The organism is Streptomyces sp. NPDC002640 (assembly GCF_053592575.1).
In genome coordinates this window covers 208,497-229,036 of record NZ_JBSFVZ010000010.1, presented here as the reverse complement: position 1 = coordinate 229,036, position 20,540 = coordinate 208,497, and the positions used below count along the sequence as shown (strand labels likewise).

14 protein-coding genes are annotated in these 20,540 nt (G+C 73.2%); 2 read left to right on the top strand and 12 right to left on the bottom strand.

Features of this window, described 5'->3' with window-relative positions; translation table 11 throughout:
* Window position 1: 1 nt before the first annotated feature.
* Window positions 2-664: a hypothetical protein gene (locus ACWD3O_RS15935; protein WP_451416259.1), complete on the bottom strand. Its 663-nt coding sequence runs from the start codon at window positions 662-664 to the stop codon at window positions 2-4.
* A complete protein-coding gene (locus ACWD3O_RS15930; RefSeq protein ID WP_451416258.1) occupies window positions 654-1,073 on the bottom strand; it encodes a hypothetical protein in 420 nt (139 codons plus the stop codon). Before ACWD3O_RS15930 ends, ACWD3O_RS15935 begins: the two co-directional genes overlap by 11 nt.
* Window positions 1,074-1,309: 236 nt before the next feature.
* Here ACWD3O_RS15930 and ACWD3O_RS15925 point away from each other — a divergent pair, with 236 nt between their 5' ends.
* A complete protein-coding gene (locus ACWD3O_RS15925) occupies window positions 1,310-1,879 on the top strand; it encodes a hypothetical protein (RefSeq protein ID WP_451416257.1) in 570 nt (189 codons plus the stop codon).
* 692 nt (window positions 1,880-2,571) lie between these two features.
* Here ACWD3O_RS15925 and ACWD3O_RS15920 read toward each other — a convergent pair.
* The 10 genes from ACWD3O_RS15920 to ACWD3O_RS15875 all read right to left on the bottom strand — a co-directional run bounded on the left by ACWD3O_RS15920 (window position 2,572) and on the right by ACWD3O_RS15875 (window position 13,592).
* Window positions 2,572-3,687, bottom strand: a complete 1,116-nt coding sequence (locus tag ACWD3O_RS15920) for a tryptophan dimethylallyltransferase family protein (protein WP_451416256.1) — start codon at window positions 3,685-3,687, stop codon at window positions 2,572-2,574.
* A 228-nt stretch (window positions 3,688-3,915) separates the two neighbouring features.
* A complete protein-coding gene (locus ACWD3O_RS15915) occupies window positions 3,916-5,274 on the bottom strand; it encodes a cytochrome P450 (protein ID WP_451416255.1) in 1,359 nt (452 codons plus the stop codon).
* Window position 5,275: 1 nt separating this feature from the next.
* Window positions 5,276-5,875, bottom strand: a complete 600-nt coding sequence (locus tag ACWD3O_RS15910; protein WP_451416254.1) for a GTP-binding protein — start codon at window positions 5,873-5,875, stop codon at window positions 5,276-5,278.
* The gene (locus ACWD3O_RS15905; protein ID WP_451416253.1) at window positions 5,850-6,227 is read right to left on the bottom strand and encodes a DUF742 domain-containing protein; all 378 of its coding nucleotides are present in this window, start codon (window positions 6,225-6,227) and stop codon (window positions 5,850-5,852) included. Before ACWD3O_RS15905 ends, ACWD3O_RS15910 begins: the two co-directional genes overlap by 26 nt.
* Complete coding sequence (locus tag ACWD3O_RS15900) at window positions 6,224-6,625, bottom strand: roadblock/LC7 domain-containing protein (RefSeq protein ID WP_356136107.1); 402 nt, start codon at window positions 6,623-6,625, stop codon at window positions 6,224-6,226. The genes ACWD3O_RS15905 and ACWD3O_RS15900 overlap by 4 nt, the downstream gene beginning before the upstream one ends.
* Window positions 6,622-7,875, bottom strand: a complete 1,254-nt coding sequence (locus tag ACWD3O_RS15895) for an ATP-binding protein (protein ID WP_451416252.1) — start codon at window positions 7,873-7,875, stop codon at window positions 6,622-6,624. The genes ACWD3O_RS15900 and ACWD3O_RS15895 overlap by 4 nt, the downstream gene beginning before the upstream one ends.
* A gap of 331 nt (window positions 7,876-8,206) precedes the next feature.
* Window positions 8,207-9,538, bottom strand: a complete 1,332-nt coding sequence (locus tag ACWD3O_RS15890) for a flavin-containing monooxygenase (protein WP_451409047.1) — start codon at window positions 9,536-9,538, stop codon at window positions 8,207-8,209.
* 417 nt (window positions 9,539-9,955) lie between these two features.
* Window positions 9,956-12,265, bottom strand: a complete 2,310-nt coding sequence (locus ACWD3O_RS15885) for an ABC transporter permease (protein WP_451416251.1) — start codon at window positions 12,263-12,265, stop codon at window positions 9,956-9,958.
* A 116-nt stretch (window positions 12,266-12,381) separates the two neighbouring features.
* Window positions 12,382-13,071 carry an ABC transporter ATP-binding protein gene (locus tag ACWD3O_RS15880; protein ID WP_451416250.1) on the bottom strand — a complete coding sequence of 230 codons (690 nt, stop codon included), beginning with the start codon at window positions 13,069-13,071 and terminating at the stop codon, window positions 12,382-12,384.
* Window positions 13,068-13,592 (bottom strand): PadR family transcriptional regulator, encoded by a 525-nt coding sequence (locus ACWD3O_RS15875; RefSeq protein ID WP_451416249.1) that lies wholly within the window; start codon window positions 13,590-13,592, stop codon window positions 13,068-13,070. Before ACWD3O_RS15875 ends, ACWD3O_RS15880 begins: the two co-directional genes overlap by 4 nt.
* 505 nt (window positions 13,593-14,097) lie before the next feature.
* On the opposite strand from ACWD3O_RS15875, the gene ACWD3O_RS15870 reads away from it, so the two are divergent.
* The gene (locus tag ACWD3O_RS15870) at window positions 14,098-20,391 is read left to right on the top strand and encodes an amino acid adenylation domain-containing protein (RefSeq protein ID WP_451416248.1); all 6,294 of its coding nucleotides are present in this window, start codon (window positions 14,098-14,100) and stop codon (window positions 20,389-20,391) included.
* Window positions 20,392-20,540 lie beyond the last annotated feature (149 nt).

Sequence of the window (20,540 nt, the reverse complement as noted above, 5' to 3'; positions counted from 1 at the left end):
CTCAGTTCCCCCCGTGCTCACCGCTCTGCTGCTGCTGTTGCTGCTGGGCGCGTTCCTCGGGCGACGGCCCGAACGTGTCGTCCAGAGCCTGGTTCCACCGGTCGTCCGAGATCCCGAGGGCGTCGTTGAGCATGTCCGCCTGGCGGCCGCCCTGCCCCTCGGTCATCAGCGTGCGGCCGGTGTCCTTCCAGGTCTGCTCCATCTCCTGACCCGCCCGCTCCCAGGACTCCCCGCTCCAATCGGGGTCCAGGTAGTCGGGCTTGAAGACCTCGCCCCAGCCCTGCTGGGCGATCTCCTCCTCGGTGGCGTGCGGATTGCCGCCCGCCAGCGCGTTCACGCCCACCTTGAGCGTGCCCTCGACGTACTGGTCGTGCTCCCACTGGGTGCCCGCGGCCAGGCCGAGGCGGTTGGCGATCGCGCTCGCGTCGCCCACCAGGGCCCGCACGCCCCACTCCCACCGCTCGCAGAAGTCCTCGAAGTCCACCGACAGGCCGTGGTGGCCGGCCTCCATGCCGGTCATCGCCAGGGAGGAGAAGCCCTTGCCCATCACCGAGCCGGTGGCCCCGCCCAGGTCCCCGAGCTGGTCGATCGTCGCGCCCACGCCCTGCGTGAACTTGGCCACCGACGCCTTGTCGAAGTTGAGGTCCATCCCGTCACCGCCCACGGCCGTCCCCCTCCACCTCGACGTCCACGGCAGCGGTCCCGGGGACGATCCCGGTCACCGGCGGGAAGAACATCGACCCGTCCTGCGTCGCGATGTCGACCGCCAGCCCGGCCGGCACACCCAAGGACGGCACGATCTCGTCCACGATCCGCGCACCCAGCAACGCCGCGTACTCCATCGGCCGGTCACCCGCACCTCGTTGCCGCGCGAACCGGGCGAGCGCCTCCTCGTCGGTGAACGCGCAGATCCACCGCACGCCGCCGGAGTGGGCGGACCACAGCCCACCGCCACCGTCGGACGGCACCAGAAGAACCGACCGGCGCATCTCACCGACCAGCGCCCGCGGGTCCCCGGCTCCCGCTCTGCGTTCCGCGATGCGCTCGGCGAGCGCCGTCCTGGCCTGCTCCACGGTCCCTGCCCTCCCGCGTCCTGGGTCACTTCCTGCACCGTAGAACAGGACGCACGTGCGGAAGAGACGGTTCGTTCGCACGGCGGCCTGAGTCGTCTCGATCGAGTTCGGGGACGAAACCCCCAGGAGGTACGAGAGGCGCGGGAGCAGGTACCGGTTCAACTGTCGCCCTGTGAGAGTCGGGAGATCCGGGATATCCGCTCGCCCAGGTCGGAGGCTGATGCCAGGATGCCCCGGTGAGCACCAGGCCGTTCCCGACTCCCGACAGCTACGGACGACTGGTCGCCTGCCTGCGCGGGCGAACCGTCGTCTCGGTCGACTACTTCGTACTCACGAGCGGCGAGGACGGCACCGATCCTGACGAGTGGGACCATGGCGCCTGGCACGAGCCCACCATGGGCGTGGAGCTGACCGTGGACGACGGCGACACCTACTCGGCGGTGTGGGGCAGTACGTTCGACCACTACGGACTTGAGCTCTACCCGGCGCCCATGCGTGACTTCCTTCGCCGAGTCGATGAGCCGGGCGGCCCGGCACGCGTCACGGTTACGGAGCACCCTCGGTGGGCCGGCATCGTCACCGCTCCGATCGAGTACAGCCGTGTCCAGTGGTGCGGCCAGGAACAGCGGGCTCGGGGGCCGGTGCCGGAAGCCCTCCACCTACGGACTGCCGCCGGCCAGGTGTGGATCGCCGCCGGCCGCTCGGCCACGTATACATCTGACGGCCCGTTCCACCTGGGTACCGACGATGTGCTCGTCATCTTCGACACCGAAGTCGCTGAGCGTGCCGGTTTGGACGCCTGCTAGCAAGGCGCTGGAGCGGGAGCGGGCGCGTGGGCTCCAGGTCGGACTGATGATCCGTGTGGCAGGGGCACCTCGCTTGGGGCGCCGAGGGTCAGCCGTCGAACTCGGTCCAGGGGATGACGATCCGACCCAGTGGGTGGAGAGCGCTGCGGTGCACGGCGCCCGCCCAGGCAGGGCACGCCTCGTCGCCGGGGACCGGCTCGGCACCGTCTGCCTGCACGCTTCCCCCACGCGGGTCCCTGATGCCTTGGACGATCTCGCAACCACACGGGGCCACCGGAGCCACAGGTGCCGCCCACCAATACCCCAATACCCTAGCTCGCGGCGCGACTTGCTCGCATCACCTCGCGCCTCCCCTTCCTCCGTGCCGCAAGGCCTGGCGGAAGCGGGAGCGGAAGCGGGACAACGGCCCCTGCGGACAGGCCGCGCTCCTCCGGGGCGGTGAGCGGTGAGGGAGGGGACCTCCGGAAGCCACCGGGCAGCGGCGGCCGGGACGTTGACCACCCGATCGCTGAGGTCGCGGACGAAGAATCGCCGCACGCGGCCGGTGGGGGTGACCCGCCGTACCCGACGGCCGGCGGCGTCGAGCTCTTAGGCGATGGTGCGGCCGTCGAAGTCCGCCGCGCACCGGCGCACCGCTTCGGCCGGGGGCGGCCGACGCGGTGCAGTGGCCGGCGGGCGGGTCCCGCGAACGGTCAGGCGCGCGGGTTGGGAGGGCGGACCCGGTACGCCTCGGAGGACACGTAGACGGTCACCCGGGGGGAACTGCCCTGCTGGTGGGCGACGCCGAGGTAGGCGATGAGGCCGACGCCGTCGCGCAGCCGGCGGGAGGTGACGGCGGAGAGGGCGTGGCGGAGAGGTGACGGGTCCATGCCGTGACGGGTGAGGACGGTGACGGCCCTCTTGAGTGCCTCGCCGTCGTGCCGGACGTAGTCGCGGACAGGGACGTAGAGGGTGAAGCCGGTGGGACGGCCGGCGGCGGTGTCGGTGAAGGCGTGGCAGGTCTGCACGGGGCGCCGGCCGGGGAGGAGGCATTCCCCGTCGTCTTCGGCGGGGCCGGTTCCGGCGGCGGCGTGGAAGAACGCCTGGAGGTCGGCGGGCCGAGGACCGCCGTCCATTCGGGACAGGGCTCCCGCCCCCGTGGCGGACAACTCGTGGTGGGCGAGGTAGACCTTGGCCCGGGGCTCCTCCCAGTCTCCGAGGTCGAGGGCGAAGAACAGGTGCCGGTCGCCCGGCGGCAGGACGTCGAAGGCGTCTTCGTGGCCGAGCCGGCGCAGCGCCTCCCGCACGGTGGCCGCGGCCCGTTCCGGCCCGGACGCGGCAGGATTCAGATACACCTTGACCTTGGGCACGCCGCCGGCACGCAGCTCCAGCGCGATCCACAGGGCGAATTCCCCCTGCGGGTCGGCGGGCAGGAAGAGGTCCGCGAGGTCGTCGAGGCGTTCGGTGGAGAAGTTCCACCGGCGGGCCATGTCCCGGACGGCGCGCAGCCCTGCCTGGCCGTTGCGTGCGAGGTCGGCGCGGCCGAAGCCCGGTTCCAGGAGGACGCGCAGGGAGGGGGTGCCCCGGGAGGAGAAGGAGAGCGAGAACTCCACCGGTGTGTGGTCGTCGGAGAGGTGGGACGAGGTGGGCGGCCGCAGGTGCAGGGGCCGGCGGGCGACCGGACCGAGAGCGGACAGCAGCGTCCGGGCGGAGGACCGTGCGTCGTCCTCGTCCATGCCGATGGCCCGGGCCAGCCGCAGCAGCTGGCCCCCCGTGTGCTCGCCGAGGGTGAGGGACGAGGGCGGACCCGCTGGGGTCCGTCGGGGCATCGGCCGGAAGGTGTCGCCGGAGGCCGGGCGGGCAAAAAGATACCCGCCCCGGGAGGCGGGTATCCGCGGTCGCGGCACGGAGGCCGACGGTATGGGATCGGCGACGACCGATCTCTGCTTCACGACATCTCCTCAGCTACGCGCGTTGTCTTCGCGAGCTGCCTACCCGAAGGGCAACAGGAGCATGCAGGGAAGTGATCATTTTCGTGCGGGGTCGGTCAGGGGCCGTCATTTGGAGAGCCAGTTGAGGAACTGGCTCCACACGCCGCCCCGCCGCTCCGGAGCGCGCTCCGCCGCGGCCGAGGGCTGCTCGGGGTGGGTCGACCCGCCGAGGTCCTGCTCGTCGGCCGGACGGGCCGCCTTGAGCGGTGTGAACCGGGCCGGCAGTGAGGTCAGGCCGCGGTTGAACGGGCCCGGCCGCCACACCAGGCTGTCCTCGGGGACCGCGAGTTCGACATCGGGGAGCTGGTTGAGCAGGTTCTCGACGGCGGCCATCGCGATCTGCCGGGCGGGATCCTTGGACGGGCAGGCGTGCGGACCCGCGCTCCACGCCAGGTGGGCCCGGCTGCCGCTGCCCCGGCGCGCGGACTCCAGCGCCGGGCTGCCGTTGGCGGCGGCGAAGCTGACCAGGACGAGATCGCCCTCGCGCAGCTTCCGGCCGGCGAACTCGACGTCGTGGGCCGGGTAGTGGGCTGCCAGGTTCTGCATGGGAGGGTTCTCCCACAGGGTGTCCTCGAGCGCCTCGTCGATCAGGCCGCCCTTCTGCGCGTACCCCTCGTGGGTGAGGACCCGGTGCAGCGTGTTGCCTATCAGGTTGCGCAGCGGTTCGTTGCCCGCGACGAGGAGCAGGGCGAGCTGGTGGACCATCTCCTCGTCGGTGAGCGCCGCCTCGTGCCGCATCAGCCAGGAGGTGACGTCGTCCCCCGGCCGGGACCGCTTGAGCGCCACCAGTTCGCCCACCGCGCCGAACAGCACTTCGACCGCCCGCTCCGCGTTGACGCCGTCGAACATGCCGGTGGCGCCGAACAGGACCCGGTCGCCGATGTCGGCGGGGCAGCCGAACAGCTCGTTGAACACGAACAGGGGCAGCGCCTTGGCGTAGTCGGCGAGCAGGTCGGCCGAGCCGCGGGAGCCGAACTGGGCGATCAGGTAGTCGGACACCTTCTCCGTGGTCTGCCGCAGCCGGCGCGGCTTCACCTGGGCCAGGCTCTCGGTGATCGTCTGCCGCAGCCGCAGGTGCTCCGCGCCGTCGCTGAACATGCAGTTGGGACGGTACGCCAGCACCGGTACGACCGGGCTGTCCGGGGGGATGTGGCCCTCGTTGAACTCCCGCCAGCGGCGGGCGTCCTTCCGGAAGGTGACGGAGTCCTGGAGGAGCTGCCGGGCCGAGGTGTGGTCGGTGACCAGGGTGGCCTCCACCCCCGGGGCGAGCTCGACCGGCGCGGCGGCACCGAAGTGCCGCAGGTAGGCGTAGTACGCGCCCGGATCGGACGCGAACTCCGGGCCGTACAGCGGGACCGGCGCGCCCGAACCGTGGGCCGGGCAGCCCGGCGGGGGCGTCGGGACACCGGTGTCGTGGATGGTCATATCAGTTCCTGATCTTGCGGTCCAGCAGGTGCTGGACGAGGGTGATCAACGCATCGGCCGACGACTTCTCGTCGCGTGCGTCGCAGGTGACGACCGGGGTGTCGTCCAGCAGGTCCAGGGCTTGCCTCAGGGCCGCCACCTCGTGTCCCGGCGTGCCGTCGAAGCGGTTGACGGCGATGGCGTAGTCGAGGCCGTAGTGCTCGATCAGGTCGATCACCGGGAAGGAGTCCGCCAGCCGCTCCGGGTCGACCAGGACCAGGGCGCCCAACGCGCCCCGGGCCATGTCCTCCCACAGTTGCACGAAGCGCTGCTGCCCAGGCGTGCCGAACAGGTACAGCACCACCCGGTCGCTGAGGGTGAGGCGGCCGAAGTCCATGGCCACCGTGGTGGTGGATTTGCCCCGGACGCCCTTGAGGTCGTCGATCGAGGCGGAGACCTGGGTCATCGTCTCTTCGGTGGACAGCGGCTCGATCTCCGAGATGGTGCCGATGAACGTGGTCTTGCCGACCGCGAAGTGACCGACGACCAGGATCTTGACCGGGGTCCGGGTCGCCCCGTCCCGGATGTACGCCGCGTCATCCAAACTTGGCGCGAAGGCCACTGAGCACCTCCTCGATGAGTTGCCTGTCGGCGGCTTCGGCCTGCCGCACCGGCGGACGGATGATCACGTGGCCGCCTTCCTTGAGGGAGGCCAGCAGGATGCGCACCACGCCCAGCGGGAGCCGGGTGTGGCCGGCGAGTTCCGCGACGGACAGGTAGCCGGCCGAGCAGATCTCGAGGAGGGCGCGCTCCTCGGGGGACAGGCGTGCCGCCTGCTGCCCCTGGTCGGGGGCCGCCGTGACCAAGGTGACCAGCGCGAAACGGCCCTCCTGCGGTAAGGCCCGCCCCTTGGTGATGACGTAGGACCGCACCAGTTCCGGGGTGTCCGGCTCCTGCCGGTCGTGGCCGGTCACGAGCTGCCGCCGACGTCCTGGCGGGCCGGCGAGGTCAGTTCCTTGCCGAGCCGGCCGACCAGTTGCTGCATGCGGAAGGTGATGTCCTGCATGTCGACGTCCGGCAGCGCCGAGACACCCAGATACGCGCCCTCACCGGCGGAGATCAGGAACACCCATCCGCCGCTGAACTCCACCACCGTCTGCCGCCACAGCTGGTCCGGTTCGTCGCAGAAGAAGCCCAGGGAACGGCTCAGGGACTGCATGCCGCTCATGGCGGCGGCCACCCGGTCCGCGTCGTCCCGCTGGAACTCGTTCGTCCGGGCCATCAGCAGGCCGTCGGCGGAGATCAGGACGGCGTGCAGGGCCCCGGGGATCTCCAGGGCGCTGTCCAGCATCCATGACAAGTTGTCGTTCACGATTCCTCGTGCCCTTCACTGCTCGTCGTGCGTGTGCCGCTCGTGTTCCCCTCCGGGGAGGGCTGGGTCGCTCGGCCGGACCGGGTTCCGCGCTGGAAGGCGCCCATGATCGCCGCCTTCTCGGTGTCCGTGCGCTCCGGTGCCCGTGGTGTGGTGCCGCCGTCGTCCCGGACGATCGTCATCGGCCGCTTCCGGCGTCGCTGGGGCAGGCCGTGCGCACCCACGACGACGGGATCGGCCGCGGGCGCCGACGCGCCCAGCTCCGCGGCCGGGACGGACGTGGACGCCGTCCTGGGGCCGGCCGCGGGGACGGGCTCGGCCGCCGGGACGGGCTCGGCCGCCGCAGGGGAGACCGGCCGGGCCGGCGTCTTCCTCTCCGGCATGCTGGTGAGCAGGTCGTGCGGCAGCAGGATCACCGCGCGGACGCCTCCGTAGGGGGAGGACGAGTCGACCGCCACCTCGAAGCCGAACTTCTCGGCCAGCACTCCGATCACGGCGAAGCCGAACTGGGGCGGATTGCCGAGCCCGGCCACACCGGTGGCCCGCTCCGTGGCCAGCAGCTTCTCGGCACGGGCGCGTTCCTCGTCGCTCATGCCGACACCGGCGTCGTCGACGACGATGCAGACGCCCTTCGGAACGGTCCTGATGTTGATCTCGACGACGGTGTCCGGACTGGAGTAGCTGGTCGCGTTGGCGAGCAGCTCGGACAGGGCCAGGGCGACCGGCTCGACCGCACGGCCGACCACGCGGTAGTCGACCTGGGAAAGGATCTCCACCCGGCGGAAGTGCCGGATCCGTCCCTGCGCGCTGCGCACCACGTCGTACACCGAGGCAGGATCGCGCCGGCCGCCCAGCCAGCCGTCGCACAGGACCGCGATGGACAGGGCGCGTCGGCCGAACTGGGCGTTGGTGTGGTCGACCTCGAGGAGGTCCTCGAAGATCGGCGAGTCCCCGTGCTTGGCCTGCAGCCGGGACAGCACCAGCTGCTGCTCCGCGGCCAGGCCCTGCAGGGTGCGCATGGCGGACTTCAGGACGGTCCTGGTGTCCTCCTCGGCCTGCTCGCGGGCTTCCTGCAGCGACTTCGCGTGGTCGTCCTCGAGCTCTGCGTTCCGGTGCTCGAGCCTGCGCGTCTCCTCGTGCAGCACCGCCAGACGAGCGCGCTGCCCGCGGATCACGGCGACCGTGGCCAGGGCGAGGGCGAGCACGACGAGAAAGGCCCAGAACCAGAGGCTCTGTATGGATTCCGTCATAGGACTTTCTTCGGGGGAGGGGGGCTGATGACCTGCCTGCGGAGTCCTGTGGACGCGGACCGGAACCGCCCTGGCCCGCGTGAGGGCATGGCGGTGGACCGGCCGGGTGAGGAGCCGTGCCTGGGGTCGGAGAAGCCGTGTCGCGTGCCTGCATCTGCCCCGCAAACGCGGTGATCTTAACAGCACGGTTCTGCGAACAATCCGTCAAAATCTTTACGTGACGGATCAGTTGCGTACGTGACGTGATCGCATCCGGGGTGGGGGCCTGTCGGCAGGAACGTCGCGGCTGCTCCCACCTCTACGGCTCCCCACCACGGAGCCGTGCCGGCGGTCAGCGGGTGGCCGGAAGGTGTTCCCCTGCCTCCGACGAGGGGAGGAGGCCGTTCAGGTCGCGGAGGTAGGAGCCGACGTCCACCTGTACCGAGGACCCCTCCGACAGTCCGTAACGTCCGTCGATGCCGGTCAGGTAGGCGGCGATCTCCTCCCGCATGCCCTCCTCCGACGGCAGCGCGGCATTCCCCGACACCACCTCCGCCAGCCAGCGGGACTGGGCCTCCACCAGGCGGGTGATGGAGCCCACCGGCCGGATCAGCCCGACGAAGTGGAGGCCGGGCCGGTCCGGCGAGACCACCCGCCGGTAGAGCTCGACCGCTCCCCGCGGGCCTCGGGGGCACCCCTCGGGCAGGAACGGGAAGCGCATCCGGTACCCGGTGCAGTAGACCACCGCGTCCGCCTCCTCCGCGGTGCCGTCGGCGAACACCACCCGGTCTCCGTCGAAGGACGCGATCGCCGGCCGGGGGACGACCATCCCGTGCCGGATCCGGCTGAGTATCTCGTCCGAGATCGTCACCGCCGAGGAGAAGACCGGATGATCGGGTTCGGGGAGCCCGTAGTCCGACATCCGCCCTCGCGCCACCCGCAACGCCGTCTCCACGAACTGCCGCTGTTCGGCGAAGGGCATCGCCGAGAACCACGGCGCGTCGGCGATCTCGTCCACCGGCAGCCCGAAGAGCTGCTTGGGGATCACGTGCAGTCCCCTGCGCACCGAGAGCAGGGTCCGCGACGCGTGCCGGGAGAGGTCCGCCGCGATGTCCACCGCCGACGCGCCCAGCCCCACCACCACGACGTTCCGGCCGGCGAACTCGGCACCCGTGCGGTAGTCCATCGAGTGGAGGATCCTCCCCCGGAAGTCCTCCGCCCCCGGCGGCAGCGGATCCGGCAGCACCGGCTGCGAGTGGTGCCCGGAGGCGACGATCACATGGTCGAACCTCCGGGTGACCAGGACGCCGTCCGCGTCACGGCTCACCACCGTCCAGCCGAGATCGGGGTCCTGCTCCACGGAGACCACCTCGGTCCGCAGCTCCACGTCGTCCAGCACCCCGGCCCACTCCGCGAAGGACCTCAGGTAGGCGGCCATGTCGCTGTGGCGTGGGTACAGAGGGTAGGACGCCGGCATCGGGAAGCCGCTGAACTCGGTCAGCCGTCTGGTGCTGTTGAGGTGGAGCGCCAGATACCCCGGCCCGCGCTCACCGGCCTGGGGCTGACGCCAGATCCCGCCGACGTCGGGCGCCTTCTCCACGCACACGAACCCGACTCCCCGGGCCTTCAGGGCATGCGCCACAGCGAGCCCCGACAGCCCCGCGCCGATCACACAGACACTCAACGTTTCTCCCTCGTCGATCATGAACACGCAGTCACTGCCCATCCGCGTCCCGCTGCACACCCGGATCGCTCCTCGGTCCGGGAAGGCCCGCGACCGTGGAGCCGGCGACCGGGCACGTGATCGGCCTGGCGAGCGGCGGGCGGTGAGGGTGCTGCCGCACGCGTGACGGCACCGGCTCGCGCGGGACGCTCGTCCGCGGCCGGTGTTCGCGCGGGGACGCTCGTGCGCGGCCGGTGCGCACGGCGGGCGCCGGGTCGGGACCGCGGCAGCGCCGACGCCGCGCGGTGGGCGAGACCGCCGGCCCGGGCGGCCGTCACGATGGGCCCACCCGCTGCCGATCTGCCGCACCTCAGGCGTGGACGACAGCGCATGCCGGAGCAGGGGCCCCGCCCCGCCCCGAGGGGCCCCTGCTCAGGGCTACTCCGTGCGCAGCCCCTCCGGCCGCATCAGCCGCAGCAGCGGGGGCAGGCTGAGGAGGGTCACCGTCAGGACGACCGCGGCGCCGATGCCGGTCATGGCGAGGACACCGGTCCAGTCGACGCGGACCGCGGTGGCCGTCATCTTCAGGAGCACCGTGCCCAGCGTCAGGCCCACGGCCGAGGCCAGCAGCAGGCCCAGGGCGACGGGGATCGCGGTCTGCCACAGCACCGACAGGCCCAGCGTGCGGCGCCGGGTGCCGAACGCCACCAGGGCCGACAGCAGCTTCTTCCGCTCCCGCAGCTGCTCCAGCTGCGAGACCAGCAGGCTCGCGCCGATCAACGCCAGCACGCACGCCGCCCCGACGAACAGGCCGGTGCGAATGGCGTCGAACCGGCCGGAGCGTTCCGTCTCCGCCCACGTCGCGGTGGTCGCCAGCGGCTCGACGGCCGCCGCGGTGTTCCGCACCCGGTCGTGGACGTCCGGTACCGACTCGTCCAGCCTGAGGTAGGCGTGCCCCTCAAGGGCCGGCGTCAGCGTGTCCGGCGCGGCCCTCGGCGTGATCAGGATGCCGCCCCGGTCGGTCCCGGCCAGCAGACCCTGACGCGGCTTCGCCGCCTTCAGGCCCCGCGGCACCGTCCAGGGGATCTCCGCACTCCTCGGGCTGCCCTCGTACGACGGGTCGAGGTACAGCGTCCGTCCCGGCGCGGCCAGCTCCGCCACGTCCACCCCCGTGTCCCACTCGGCGCCGTGGACGGCGAACACGTCCCCGTCGACGCACGAGGGCAGATCGGCGATCTCCCGCAGCGCGGTACAGCCGCCCACCGTCACGGTCGTGCTGACCTCCGGGTCGCGGGCGCGGTCACCGAGGTGGCCCTCGGAGTAGTCGTACACCTCGCTCACGCCCCTGGTGTCCCGCAACTCCTCGGCCACCGGGGCCACCGGCACGGCGTTCGGCAGGGACACCTCCATCTGCGCCCACGTCACGTCCTGCCCGGTCGACCTCGTGTAGTCGCCCTCGGCGCCCGCGAACAGCATCTGCAGCGCGATCGCCCCGGCGACGGCCACCGCGATGCCGTTGACCGTGCGGGCCGCCGTACCGCTGCTCATCTGCAGCCGCCGCACGGCCAGCTGCCAGGCGACGCCGCCGGCACCGAGCCGGGCGACGACCGTCTCCACGATCCACGGCAGCAGCGCGGTCACGCCGACCAGGAGCAACACCACACCACCGGTCACCAGGTACTGGTTGAAGTCCCCGTTGTCCCGTCCGTCGCCGATCATCGGGTAGAGCATGGCCAGCCCCGCGAGCGGCAGCAGCAGCCGCCACCACAGCCGCCGCCGGGGCGGCCGGCCCGCGCGCACCACACCGAGCGGCTCGATGGCGACCCCGCGCAGCGCCAACAGCGTCACCAGCACCGCTGACGCCGGCACGGCCACCGCGACCAGCAGGGCGAGCAGCGGCGAGGGGTTGAGGTAGCTCGGGAACACGCTGACGTGGAACACCTCGGCGGTACCCGCGAGGCGGCGCCCGGCCATGAAGAACCCGGCGCCGAAGACCAGCCCCAGCATCGCGCCCGCCAGCGCCTCACCGGCGGCGATCCGCCGGGTCATGCCGCTGTCGGAGCCCACCAGCCGCAGTGCCGCCAGCCGCCGGTCCCGCCGCTCCCCGCCGAACCGCACCGCCGCCGCGATGAAGACCACGACCGGCATCAGCAGCACCACGAAGACGACCAGGATCAGCAGGAGCAGCACCGGGTCGGACCGCTCGGAGGCCGGATTCGGGTCGCCGTATCCGTCGATGCGGACGATCCGGCCGCCGTCGATGTGCGGCGCGAGCCCTTCGGCGCCCTGGTAGAAGGCGAGTTCTGCCGAGCCGATCAGCCCGCTCTCCCCGATGGTGCCGACGATCCGGTCCGGCAGCCGCTCGCGCAGCAGCGTGCCGGAGTCCGACTCCAGCAGCTCCTTCAGCGCGGGGGAGACCACCATCTCTCCCTTCGCCGGGAACCGCGCCACCCCCGGAGGCAGCGGTGCCCGCGGCCCTTCGGGTTCCAGGGCCCGGCCCCGGACGGTGTCGTCGCGGAAGTCCGAACCGACGTTGGCGACCACGAGGGTGTCGTCGGCCTTCGGCAGGCGCTTGTCGACGTAGGTGATGTCGGTGCGGGCGGCCTCCCTCTCCTGGCGGACCGCGAGCGCGTTGGGCAACGCCGTCGTCAGCAGGAGCAGCGCCACGCCGAGCCCGACGCCGACCGCCGTCAGCACCGTCCGCGTCCACCCCTCGCGCCCGCCGGTGAAGGCGAAGCGGACGCCCATGGCCAGGTCCGCGGCCGCGCGCCGCGTCCTGCTCCGTCCGTCCGGTGCCGGTGCCGGTGCCGGTGCCGGACCCGTCGGTCGGGTCCGCGGCGGTTCTCCCGTGGACAGGCTCCGGCTCATACGGCGCGCTCCATGTCCCTGGACCTGCCGTCCCGCACCACGATCTCGCGGTCGGACCAGGCGGCCACCCGTGCCTCGTGGGTGACCAGCACGACGGCGGCGTCGGTGGAGCGGGCGGCGTCCGTGAGCAGTTCCATCACGCGCTCACCGTTGAGGGAGTCCAGGGCGCCGGTCGGCTCGTCGGCGAAGAGCACGCGCGGGTTCGTGACCAGCGACCGTGCCACCGCGACCCGCTGCCCCTGGCCGCCGGAGACCTCACCGGGCCGCTTCTTCCTCAGGTCGTCGACCTCCAGACGCTCCATCCAGGTCAGCGCGGCACGCTCGGCCTCCTTGCGAGGCCGGCCGTTCAGCCGCAGCGGCAGGGCGACGTTCTCGACGCACGTCAGCTCCGGCACCAGCTGCCCGAACTGGAACACGAAGCCGAACTCGGAGCGCCGGAGCGCACTGCGTTCGGCGTCGCTCATGGCGGACAGCTCCCGTCCGCCGTACATGATCGTCCCCGAGTCGGGTGTGACGATCCCGGCGAGGCAGTGCAGCAGCGTCGACTTGCCCGACCCGGAAGGTCCCATCACGGCGACGACCTCGCCCGGGTGGATCGAGAACTCCGCGCCGTCCAGGGCGAGGGTCGGACCGTAGGCCTTGCGGAGCCCCTCGGCCGAGAGCAGCGAACCCGCGGGAGGATTCATCGGGCCACCGCCTCACGGAGCTTGTCGAGACGCGCCGCGGTGAGCTCCAGCCAGCGCAGGTCGGCCTCCAGGTGGAACAGCGCGTGGTCGCAGATCAGCTGGTCGGCGAGGTCGCCCTTGCGCTTGCGCTCGGTGAGGACGCGCATGCTGCGCAGGTGTTCCGAACGCTGGGTGTCGAGGACGTCGGCGGCGTCGCGACGGGTGAGCAGCGCGAGGACGACCTTCGTGTACAGCGTCGACTGGAGGTACGGCTCGGGCTTCTCCGGCGTGGCGAGCCACCGCCGCACGTCGGTGACCCCGGCGTCGGTGATCGCGTACCGCTTCCGCTCGGGACCGCTGCCGGCCTCGACGCCGTCGACGACGACGAGGCCGTTCTTGAGCAGGCGGGACATCGTCGAATAGACCTGGCCGTAGTGCAGCGGCCGGTCGTGACCGAACTTCTCGTCGAAGGCGCGCTTGAGGTCGTAACCGTGGCGCGGCCCGGACTCAAGGAGCCCCAGGAGTGTGTGACCGATGGACATGCCGAGGACTCTACACGCTGTGTATACATGTCATGTATACGCATGGCGCATAGAGGGAGGAGCTCGTGCGGAAGCCCTGGTCGGAGGCGACTGTCACGGTTCCGCCCGGACAGTGCGTACCGCGAGCCGGATCAGGTCGGGCACGGTGAGGCCGGGCCGAGTGACTGATGCAGCGGGGCGACGGTTACGCCCCGCTGGTCACCCACCGGACCACCGCCGCCGCTGCCGGCAGCGCCCACGGCCACCGCATCACCCTGCGCACCGACGGAGCCGGCCACACCCCCCATCGCGCTCGCCGAGACCAGGGTGAGGGCGCCGCCCAGCTCGATTCCGCCGTACGCGGCCTCGTCCAGGTCGCCGTCCGGGTGGGTGTTGACGGCCGGCCAGAGGAAGAACGCCGTCCCCGCTCCGGCAATCCGGTCTGCGTCTCGTGCTGCTTCTTCTTCCCTATGGGCCCCGCCCCGCCGACGGCAGTCTGCTGGAAAACACGGCTTGGAGGCTCACAGTGACAGCAGGACCGGCCCCCGAGAGGGCCCTGGACGGCGTCGAGACCCGCACCGCATCCTTCGCCCAGCGCCGACTGTGGTTCATGGACCAGCTCGCCGGTTCCTCCAGCGGGTCGATGCTCCCGCTGGTGCTGAGGCTGAGCGGGGCCCTGGACGTGGAGCGGCTGCACGCCTCGCTGGCGGCGGTCGTGGACCGGCACGAGGTGCTGCGCTCGCGGTTCACCGCGGTCGACGGCGAGCCCGTGCAGGTGGTCGACGCCCCGGCCGGCGTCGCGCTGGAGCGGGTCGACGTCGCCGGTCCGCAGGAGCTGTACGACCGGTTCCTCGGGCGGCCCGTCGACCTCGCCGCGCAGCACCCGGTCCGCGCCGTCCTCGCCCGCGTCGCCCCCGACGAGCACCTGCTGCTCGTCGAGGTGCACCACATCGCCGTGGACGGCTGGTCCTGGGGCGTCCTGCTGGAGGAGCTCGCCGCCGGGTACCGGGGGGAAGCCGTCGCCGCGCCCGCCGTCTCCTACGGCGACCTCGCGCGAGCCCAGGCGGAGCGCCTGAGCGGGCCGCGGCTGGAGCGGATGCTCGCGCACTGGCGTGAGCGGCTGTCCGGGATCGCACCGCTGGACCTGCCGACCGACCGGCCGCGACCGCGCACCTGGGACGGATCCGGTGACGTCGTCCGGTTCGACCTGCCGGCCGACGTGGTCGCCGCCGTCGACGCCTACGCCCGCTCCCGCCGCGCCACCCGCTACATGTTCCTGCTCACCGCCTACCAGCTGCTGCTCGGACACTGGGCGGGCCACGACGACGTCGCCGTGTGCAGCACCCTCGCCGAACGGTCCCGGCCCGGCGCCGCCGGCCTCATCGGCCCCCTGGTGAACACCGTCGTCCTGCGCACCGACCTCGCCGGAGCGCCCAGCTTCGCCGGACTGCTCGACCGGGTGCGCGGCCGGGTCCCCGTCGACCTCGCGCACGCCGAGGCGCCCTTCGACCTCGTCGTCGGCGCCGTCGGCGGATCCCGTGACCTGTCCCGGCACCCCCTGGCGCAGGCATCGTTCACCCTTCTCAACGCGCCGATCCAGCCGGTGCGGATGCCCGGCCTGGACGTCGCCCTGGTCGAACCGCCGCTGTCCGAGACGCCGTTGGACGTCTTCCTCGACCTCACCCTGCGCGCCGACGGCAGCATCGCCGCCCTCCTCCAGTACGCCACCGCCCTCTTCGACGCCGCCACCATGCGGGCCTTCACCCAGGCGTACGCCGCCCTGGTGCGGGCGGCACTGGCCGCCCCCGACACTCCCGTGCGGGAGCTGCTCCGCGCGCTCCCCGCGCGTCCGGGAGCCCTCGCCCGGCCCCGCCCCGACTGGCACCGCGCCCCCGACCGCCCCGCCGGACCGGCGCCCGACCTCGCCTTCTCCGGCGCCCCCGGGGCGATCGCGCTGAGCTGCGGCGACCGGAGCGTCACCTACGCCGAACTCCAGGCCATGACCGGGGGACTGGCCGCCGCCCTGCGGGACGCGGGAGTCGAACCGGGCGGCACCGTGGGCGTGCTGCTGCGCCGGGGGCCGTGGTCGGTCGCCGCGATCGAGGGTATCTGGCGGGCCGGCTGCGCCTACGTGCCCCTCGACCCCGAACTCCCCGCCGAGCGCCTGCGGTACATGGCACGCCAGGCCCGCCTCGCCTGCGTCCTCACCGACGCGGCGACCGCGGCCGACGCCGACGGTCTCGCCCCCGTCCTCCTCGACACCGGCTCCGTCGTCCCCGACGCCGACGGCCCCCGGCACCGGCCCCACCCGAGGGAGCTGGCCCACGTCATCTTCACCTCCGGCTCCACCGGCCGCCCCAAGGCCGTCGGCGTCGAGCACGCCGCCCTCGCCTCCCACGTGGCCGCCGCCCGCGAACGCCTCGGCATCACCGCCGCCGACCGCGTCCTGGCCTTCGCCTCGTTCTCCTTCGACGCCTCCCTCGACCAGGTCCTGCCCGCCCTCACCACGGGCGCGCGCGTCGTCATGCGCCCCGACGAGCCGTGGCTGCCCACCCAGGTCCCCGAGATCGTCCAGCGGCACGGCCTGACCGTCGTCAACGTGCCGCCCACCTACTGGGCGGAGCTGACCCTCTCCCTCGACCGCCGGCTCGCCGCCGCGCTGAGCGGCCTGCGGCTGCTGGTCCTCGGCGGCGAGAGCGTCCCGCCCGACACCCTCGCCGCGTGGCGTGCCGCCGTCCCCCACGTCCGCGTCTGCAACGCCTACGGCCCCACGGAGACCACCGTCACCGCCACGACCTACGACGCCGACGACCCGCCCGCCCACACCGTGCCCATCGGCCGGCCGCTGGGGGAGCGGCGCGTGTACGTCGTCGACGGCGACGGCGAACCCGTGCCGGTCGGCGTCGGAGGCGAACTCCTCATCGGCGGGACCGAGGTGGCGCGCGGCTACCTCGGGATGCCCGCCCTGACCGCCGACCGCTTCGTGCCCGACCCGTACGGCCCGCCCGGCGGACGTCTCTACCGGACCGGCGACATCGTGCGCTGGACGGCGAGCGGGGAGCTGGAGTTCCTCGGGCGCCGCGACGACCAGGTCAAGATCCGCGGCTTCCGCATCGAACTCGGCGAGGTGGAGGCGGTGCTGCGGGCCTGCCCGCAGGTCGCCCAGGCCGCCGCCCGCCCCGACCGCGCCACCGGCCGCAGCCTGATCGGCTACGTCGTGCCGGCCGAGGACGGCGAACCGGCCCCCGACCGCGTCGCGCTGCGCGCCTGGTGCGCCCGCCACCTCCCGCAGCACGCCGTCCCCTCGGACTTCGTCGTCCTGGACGCGCTGCCCGTCGGCGTCTCCGGCAAGCTCGACCGCTCCGCGCTGCCCGACCCCGCGCACACCCGCGGCGCCTCCGGGCCCGCCTACGCCGCGCCGCGCGACGAGACCGAGCGGATCGTCGCCGAGGTCTGGGCCGACGTCCTGGGCCTGGACCGGGTCGGACTCGACGACAGCTTCTTCGACCTCGGCGGCCACTCCCTGCTCGCCACCATGGCCGTCTCCCGCATCGCCCAGCGCCTGGGGCGCGAGGTCGAGCTGCGCACCGTCTTCGAACACCCCACCGTCCGCGGCTTCGCGCCCGTCGTGGCCGGCGCCCGGGTCTCGGGGGCCGCCGACGTGGTGCCCGTCGACCGCGACCGGCCCCTGCCGCTCTCCTTCGCCCAGGAGCGGCTGTGGTTCCTGGACCGCACCTCCGACACCGGCGAGTCCTATCTCCTCTGGTACTGCTGGCGCGTGCGCGGCGGCCTGGACCGCACCGCCTGGCAACAGGCCCTCGACGATCTGGTCGCCCGCCACGAGGTGCTGCGCACCGCCCTCATCGAGCACGAGGGACGCCCCGTCCAGGAGGTGTGCCCGCCGGTCGGCGTGCCGCTGCACTGGGAGCGGGCGCCCGAGGCCGCCGAAGGACACGACCGGGTGGCCGAACTGCGCCCGCGCGCCGCGGCCTTCGCCACCCGCCGCTTCGACCTCGCCCGGCCGCCCCTGCTGCGCTCGGGCGTGTGGGAGCTCGCCGACGACGACCACGTCGTCCTGATCAGCCTGCACCACGCGGTGACCGACGGCTGGTCCAAGAACGTCCTGCTCGACGAACTCGCCCGGCACTACCACGCCCGCCTGCGGGGCCGCAGCGCCGCGCTGCCGCCGCTGCCCGTGCAGTACGGCGACTTCGCCGTCTGGCAGCGCGACCGCGCCGACAGCGGCGCCATGGAGCCCCAGCTCGCCTACTGGGAGACCGCACTCGACGGTGCGCCGGTGCTCGACCTGCCCACCGACCGGCCCCGCCCCGCCGCGTTCACCGGCAGGGGAGGCGCCGTCGAGATCGACCTGCCCCACGACCTCGTCGGCCGGGTCGACGACCTGGCCCGGGAGCACGGGGCCAGCCGCTTCATGGTGCTGCTCGCGGCGGCGCAGGCCGTGCTCGCCCGCTGGACCGGACAGGACGACATCTGCGTCGGCACCCCCGTCGCCGGCCGCGACCGGCTCGAACTGGAGCCGCTGGTGGGCTTCTTCGTCAACACGGTCGTCCTGCGCACCGACCTGTCCGGACGGCCGACCCTGGCCGGCCTCGTCGACCGGGTGCGGGACGTCGTCCTCGGCGCCTTCGGCCACCAGGAAGTGCCGTTCGAGAAGGTCGTGGAACGGCTGCGGCCCGAACGCGACCTGTCCCGCAACCCGCTCTTCCAGGTCATGGTCGACGTCCAGGACTCCGCGGGCGGCGGCTCCGCGCTGCCCGGCCTGGACGCCGACGACCTCGCCCTGCCGTGGAGTTCGGCCAAGTTCGACCTGACCGCGACCTTCGTGGTCCGGGACGCCGGGTTCGCCCTCAACGTGGAGTACGCGGCCGACCTGTTCGAACCGGCCACCGCCGTCCGCTTCGCCGAACACGTGGGACGCCTCCTGCGGACCCTCGTCGACTCCCCGGACACCCGGGTCGACGAGGCGCCCCTGCTCTCGCCGGAGGAGCGCCGCGACCTGCTCGCCGCCGCGGGCCACGACGCCCCGCCGGCGCCGGCCTTCGCGGTGGCGGGACGACCGGAGGCCACGGCCCTCGCCTGCGAGGGCACCACCCTCACCTACGCCGCGCTCGACGCCCGCAGCGGGGGGATCGCGGCAGCGCTCGTGGCCGCGGGCGTCTCCCCGGCGGATCCGGTCGGCGTGTGCGTCGGCCGGGGTGCCGGAGCCGTCGCGGCCATGCTCGCCGTCTGGCAGGCGGGCGGCGTGTACGTCCCGCTCGACCCCCACCTGCCGGCCCGGCGGCTGGAGCACATGCTCCGGGAGGCAGGGGTGCGGCACGTCCTGTGCGACGCGGCCACCCGCGCCACCGTGGACGGCCTCGACGCCCGCCGCGTCGACCTCGACGACGTGCCGCCCCGCACCGACGGCCCGCGCCACACCCCCCGGCCCGACGACCTCGCCTACGTCATCTTCACCTCGGGCTCCACCGGCCGCCCCAAGGCCGTCGGCGTCGCACACCACGCCCTGGACGCCCACGTCGCCGCCGCCCGCGAGCTGTTCGCGCTGACCGACCGGGACCGCGTCCTCACCTTCGCCTCCACCTCCTTCGACGCCTCGCTCGAACAGACGCTGCCCGCGCTGAGCGCCGGCGCGAGCGTGCACGTGCGGCCCGACGAGATCTGGGCCCCGGAGGAGTTGGCCGAGCGGGTCGCCGAGGCCCGGATCACCGTCATGGAACTCACCCCGTCGTACTGGGCCGAGGTCGTCGCCCGCCTCGACACCCTGGCGCCCCGCCTGGGCTCCCTGCGGCTGCTGGTGACCGGAGGGGAGGCGCTGCCCGCCGACCCGCTCGAGCGCTGGTTCGCCCACCTGCCCGGCGTCGCGGTCGTCAACACCTACGGGCCCACCGAGGCCGTCATCTCCGCCACCGCGCACACGCTGCGGGCCCGGCCGGACGGCCGGGTGCCCATCGGGCGGGCGCTGGGCAGCCGGCGCACCTACGTCGTCGACACGCGCGGCGACCTGGCCCCGCACGGCGTCCCCGGCGAACTCCTCGTCGGCGGCCCGGAGCTGGCGCGCGGCTACCTCGGCAGGCCCGCCCTGACGGCCGAGCGGTTCGTTCCCGACCCGCACGGCGGACCCGGTGCCCGGGCCTACCGCACCGGCGACGTGGTGCGGCGACTGCCCTCCGGGGAGCTGGAGTTCATCGGCCGCAACGACGACCAGGTCAAGATCCGGGGCTTCCGGGTCGAGCCGGGCGAGGCCGAGGCCGTCCTGCGCGCCCACCCCGGCGTGCGCGGCGCGGCCGTCGTCGTCCGCACCCTGCACGGCGAGCCCGCGCTGGTCGGCTACGTCGCCGGGGACGGCCTCCTGGAGGAGTCCCTGGCCACCCACTGCCGGGCCCACCTGCCCCACTACCTCGTCCCCTCGGCGTTCGTCCTGCTCGACGCCCTGCCGCTGACCGTCCAGGGCAAGCTGGACACCAAGGCGCTGCCCGAGCCCGAGCTCCGCGAGGCGCCCACCCTGGTGCCGCCGCGGACACCGGCCGAGACGGTCGTCGCCCAGATCTGGTGCGAGGTCCTCGACCTGCCGCGGGTCGGCGTCCACGACGACTTCTTCGCGCTGGGCGGCCACTCCCTGCGCGCGGTGTCGGTCGCCTCCCGGCTCCGGACCGCCTTCGACTGCCCCTTCCAGGTCCGCGACCTGTTCGAGCACCCCACGGTGGAGCGGCTCGCCGCCGAGGTGGAACGCCGTCTGCTGGAGCTGATCTCGCAGATGAGCGACGACGAGATCGACCTGTCCCTGACCGCCGAGCTCTGACCGCCTAACTCCGGCCGCCGAGCTCTGACCGCCCTGCTCTGACTGCCGGACTCCGGCCGCCGAACCCCGCCGCCGATCCCGGACGGCCGAACCCCGCCGTCGATCCGGGACGGCTGGACCCCGCCGCCGATCCCGGACGGCCGAACCCC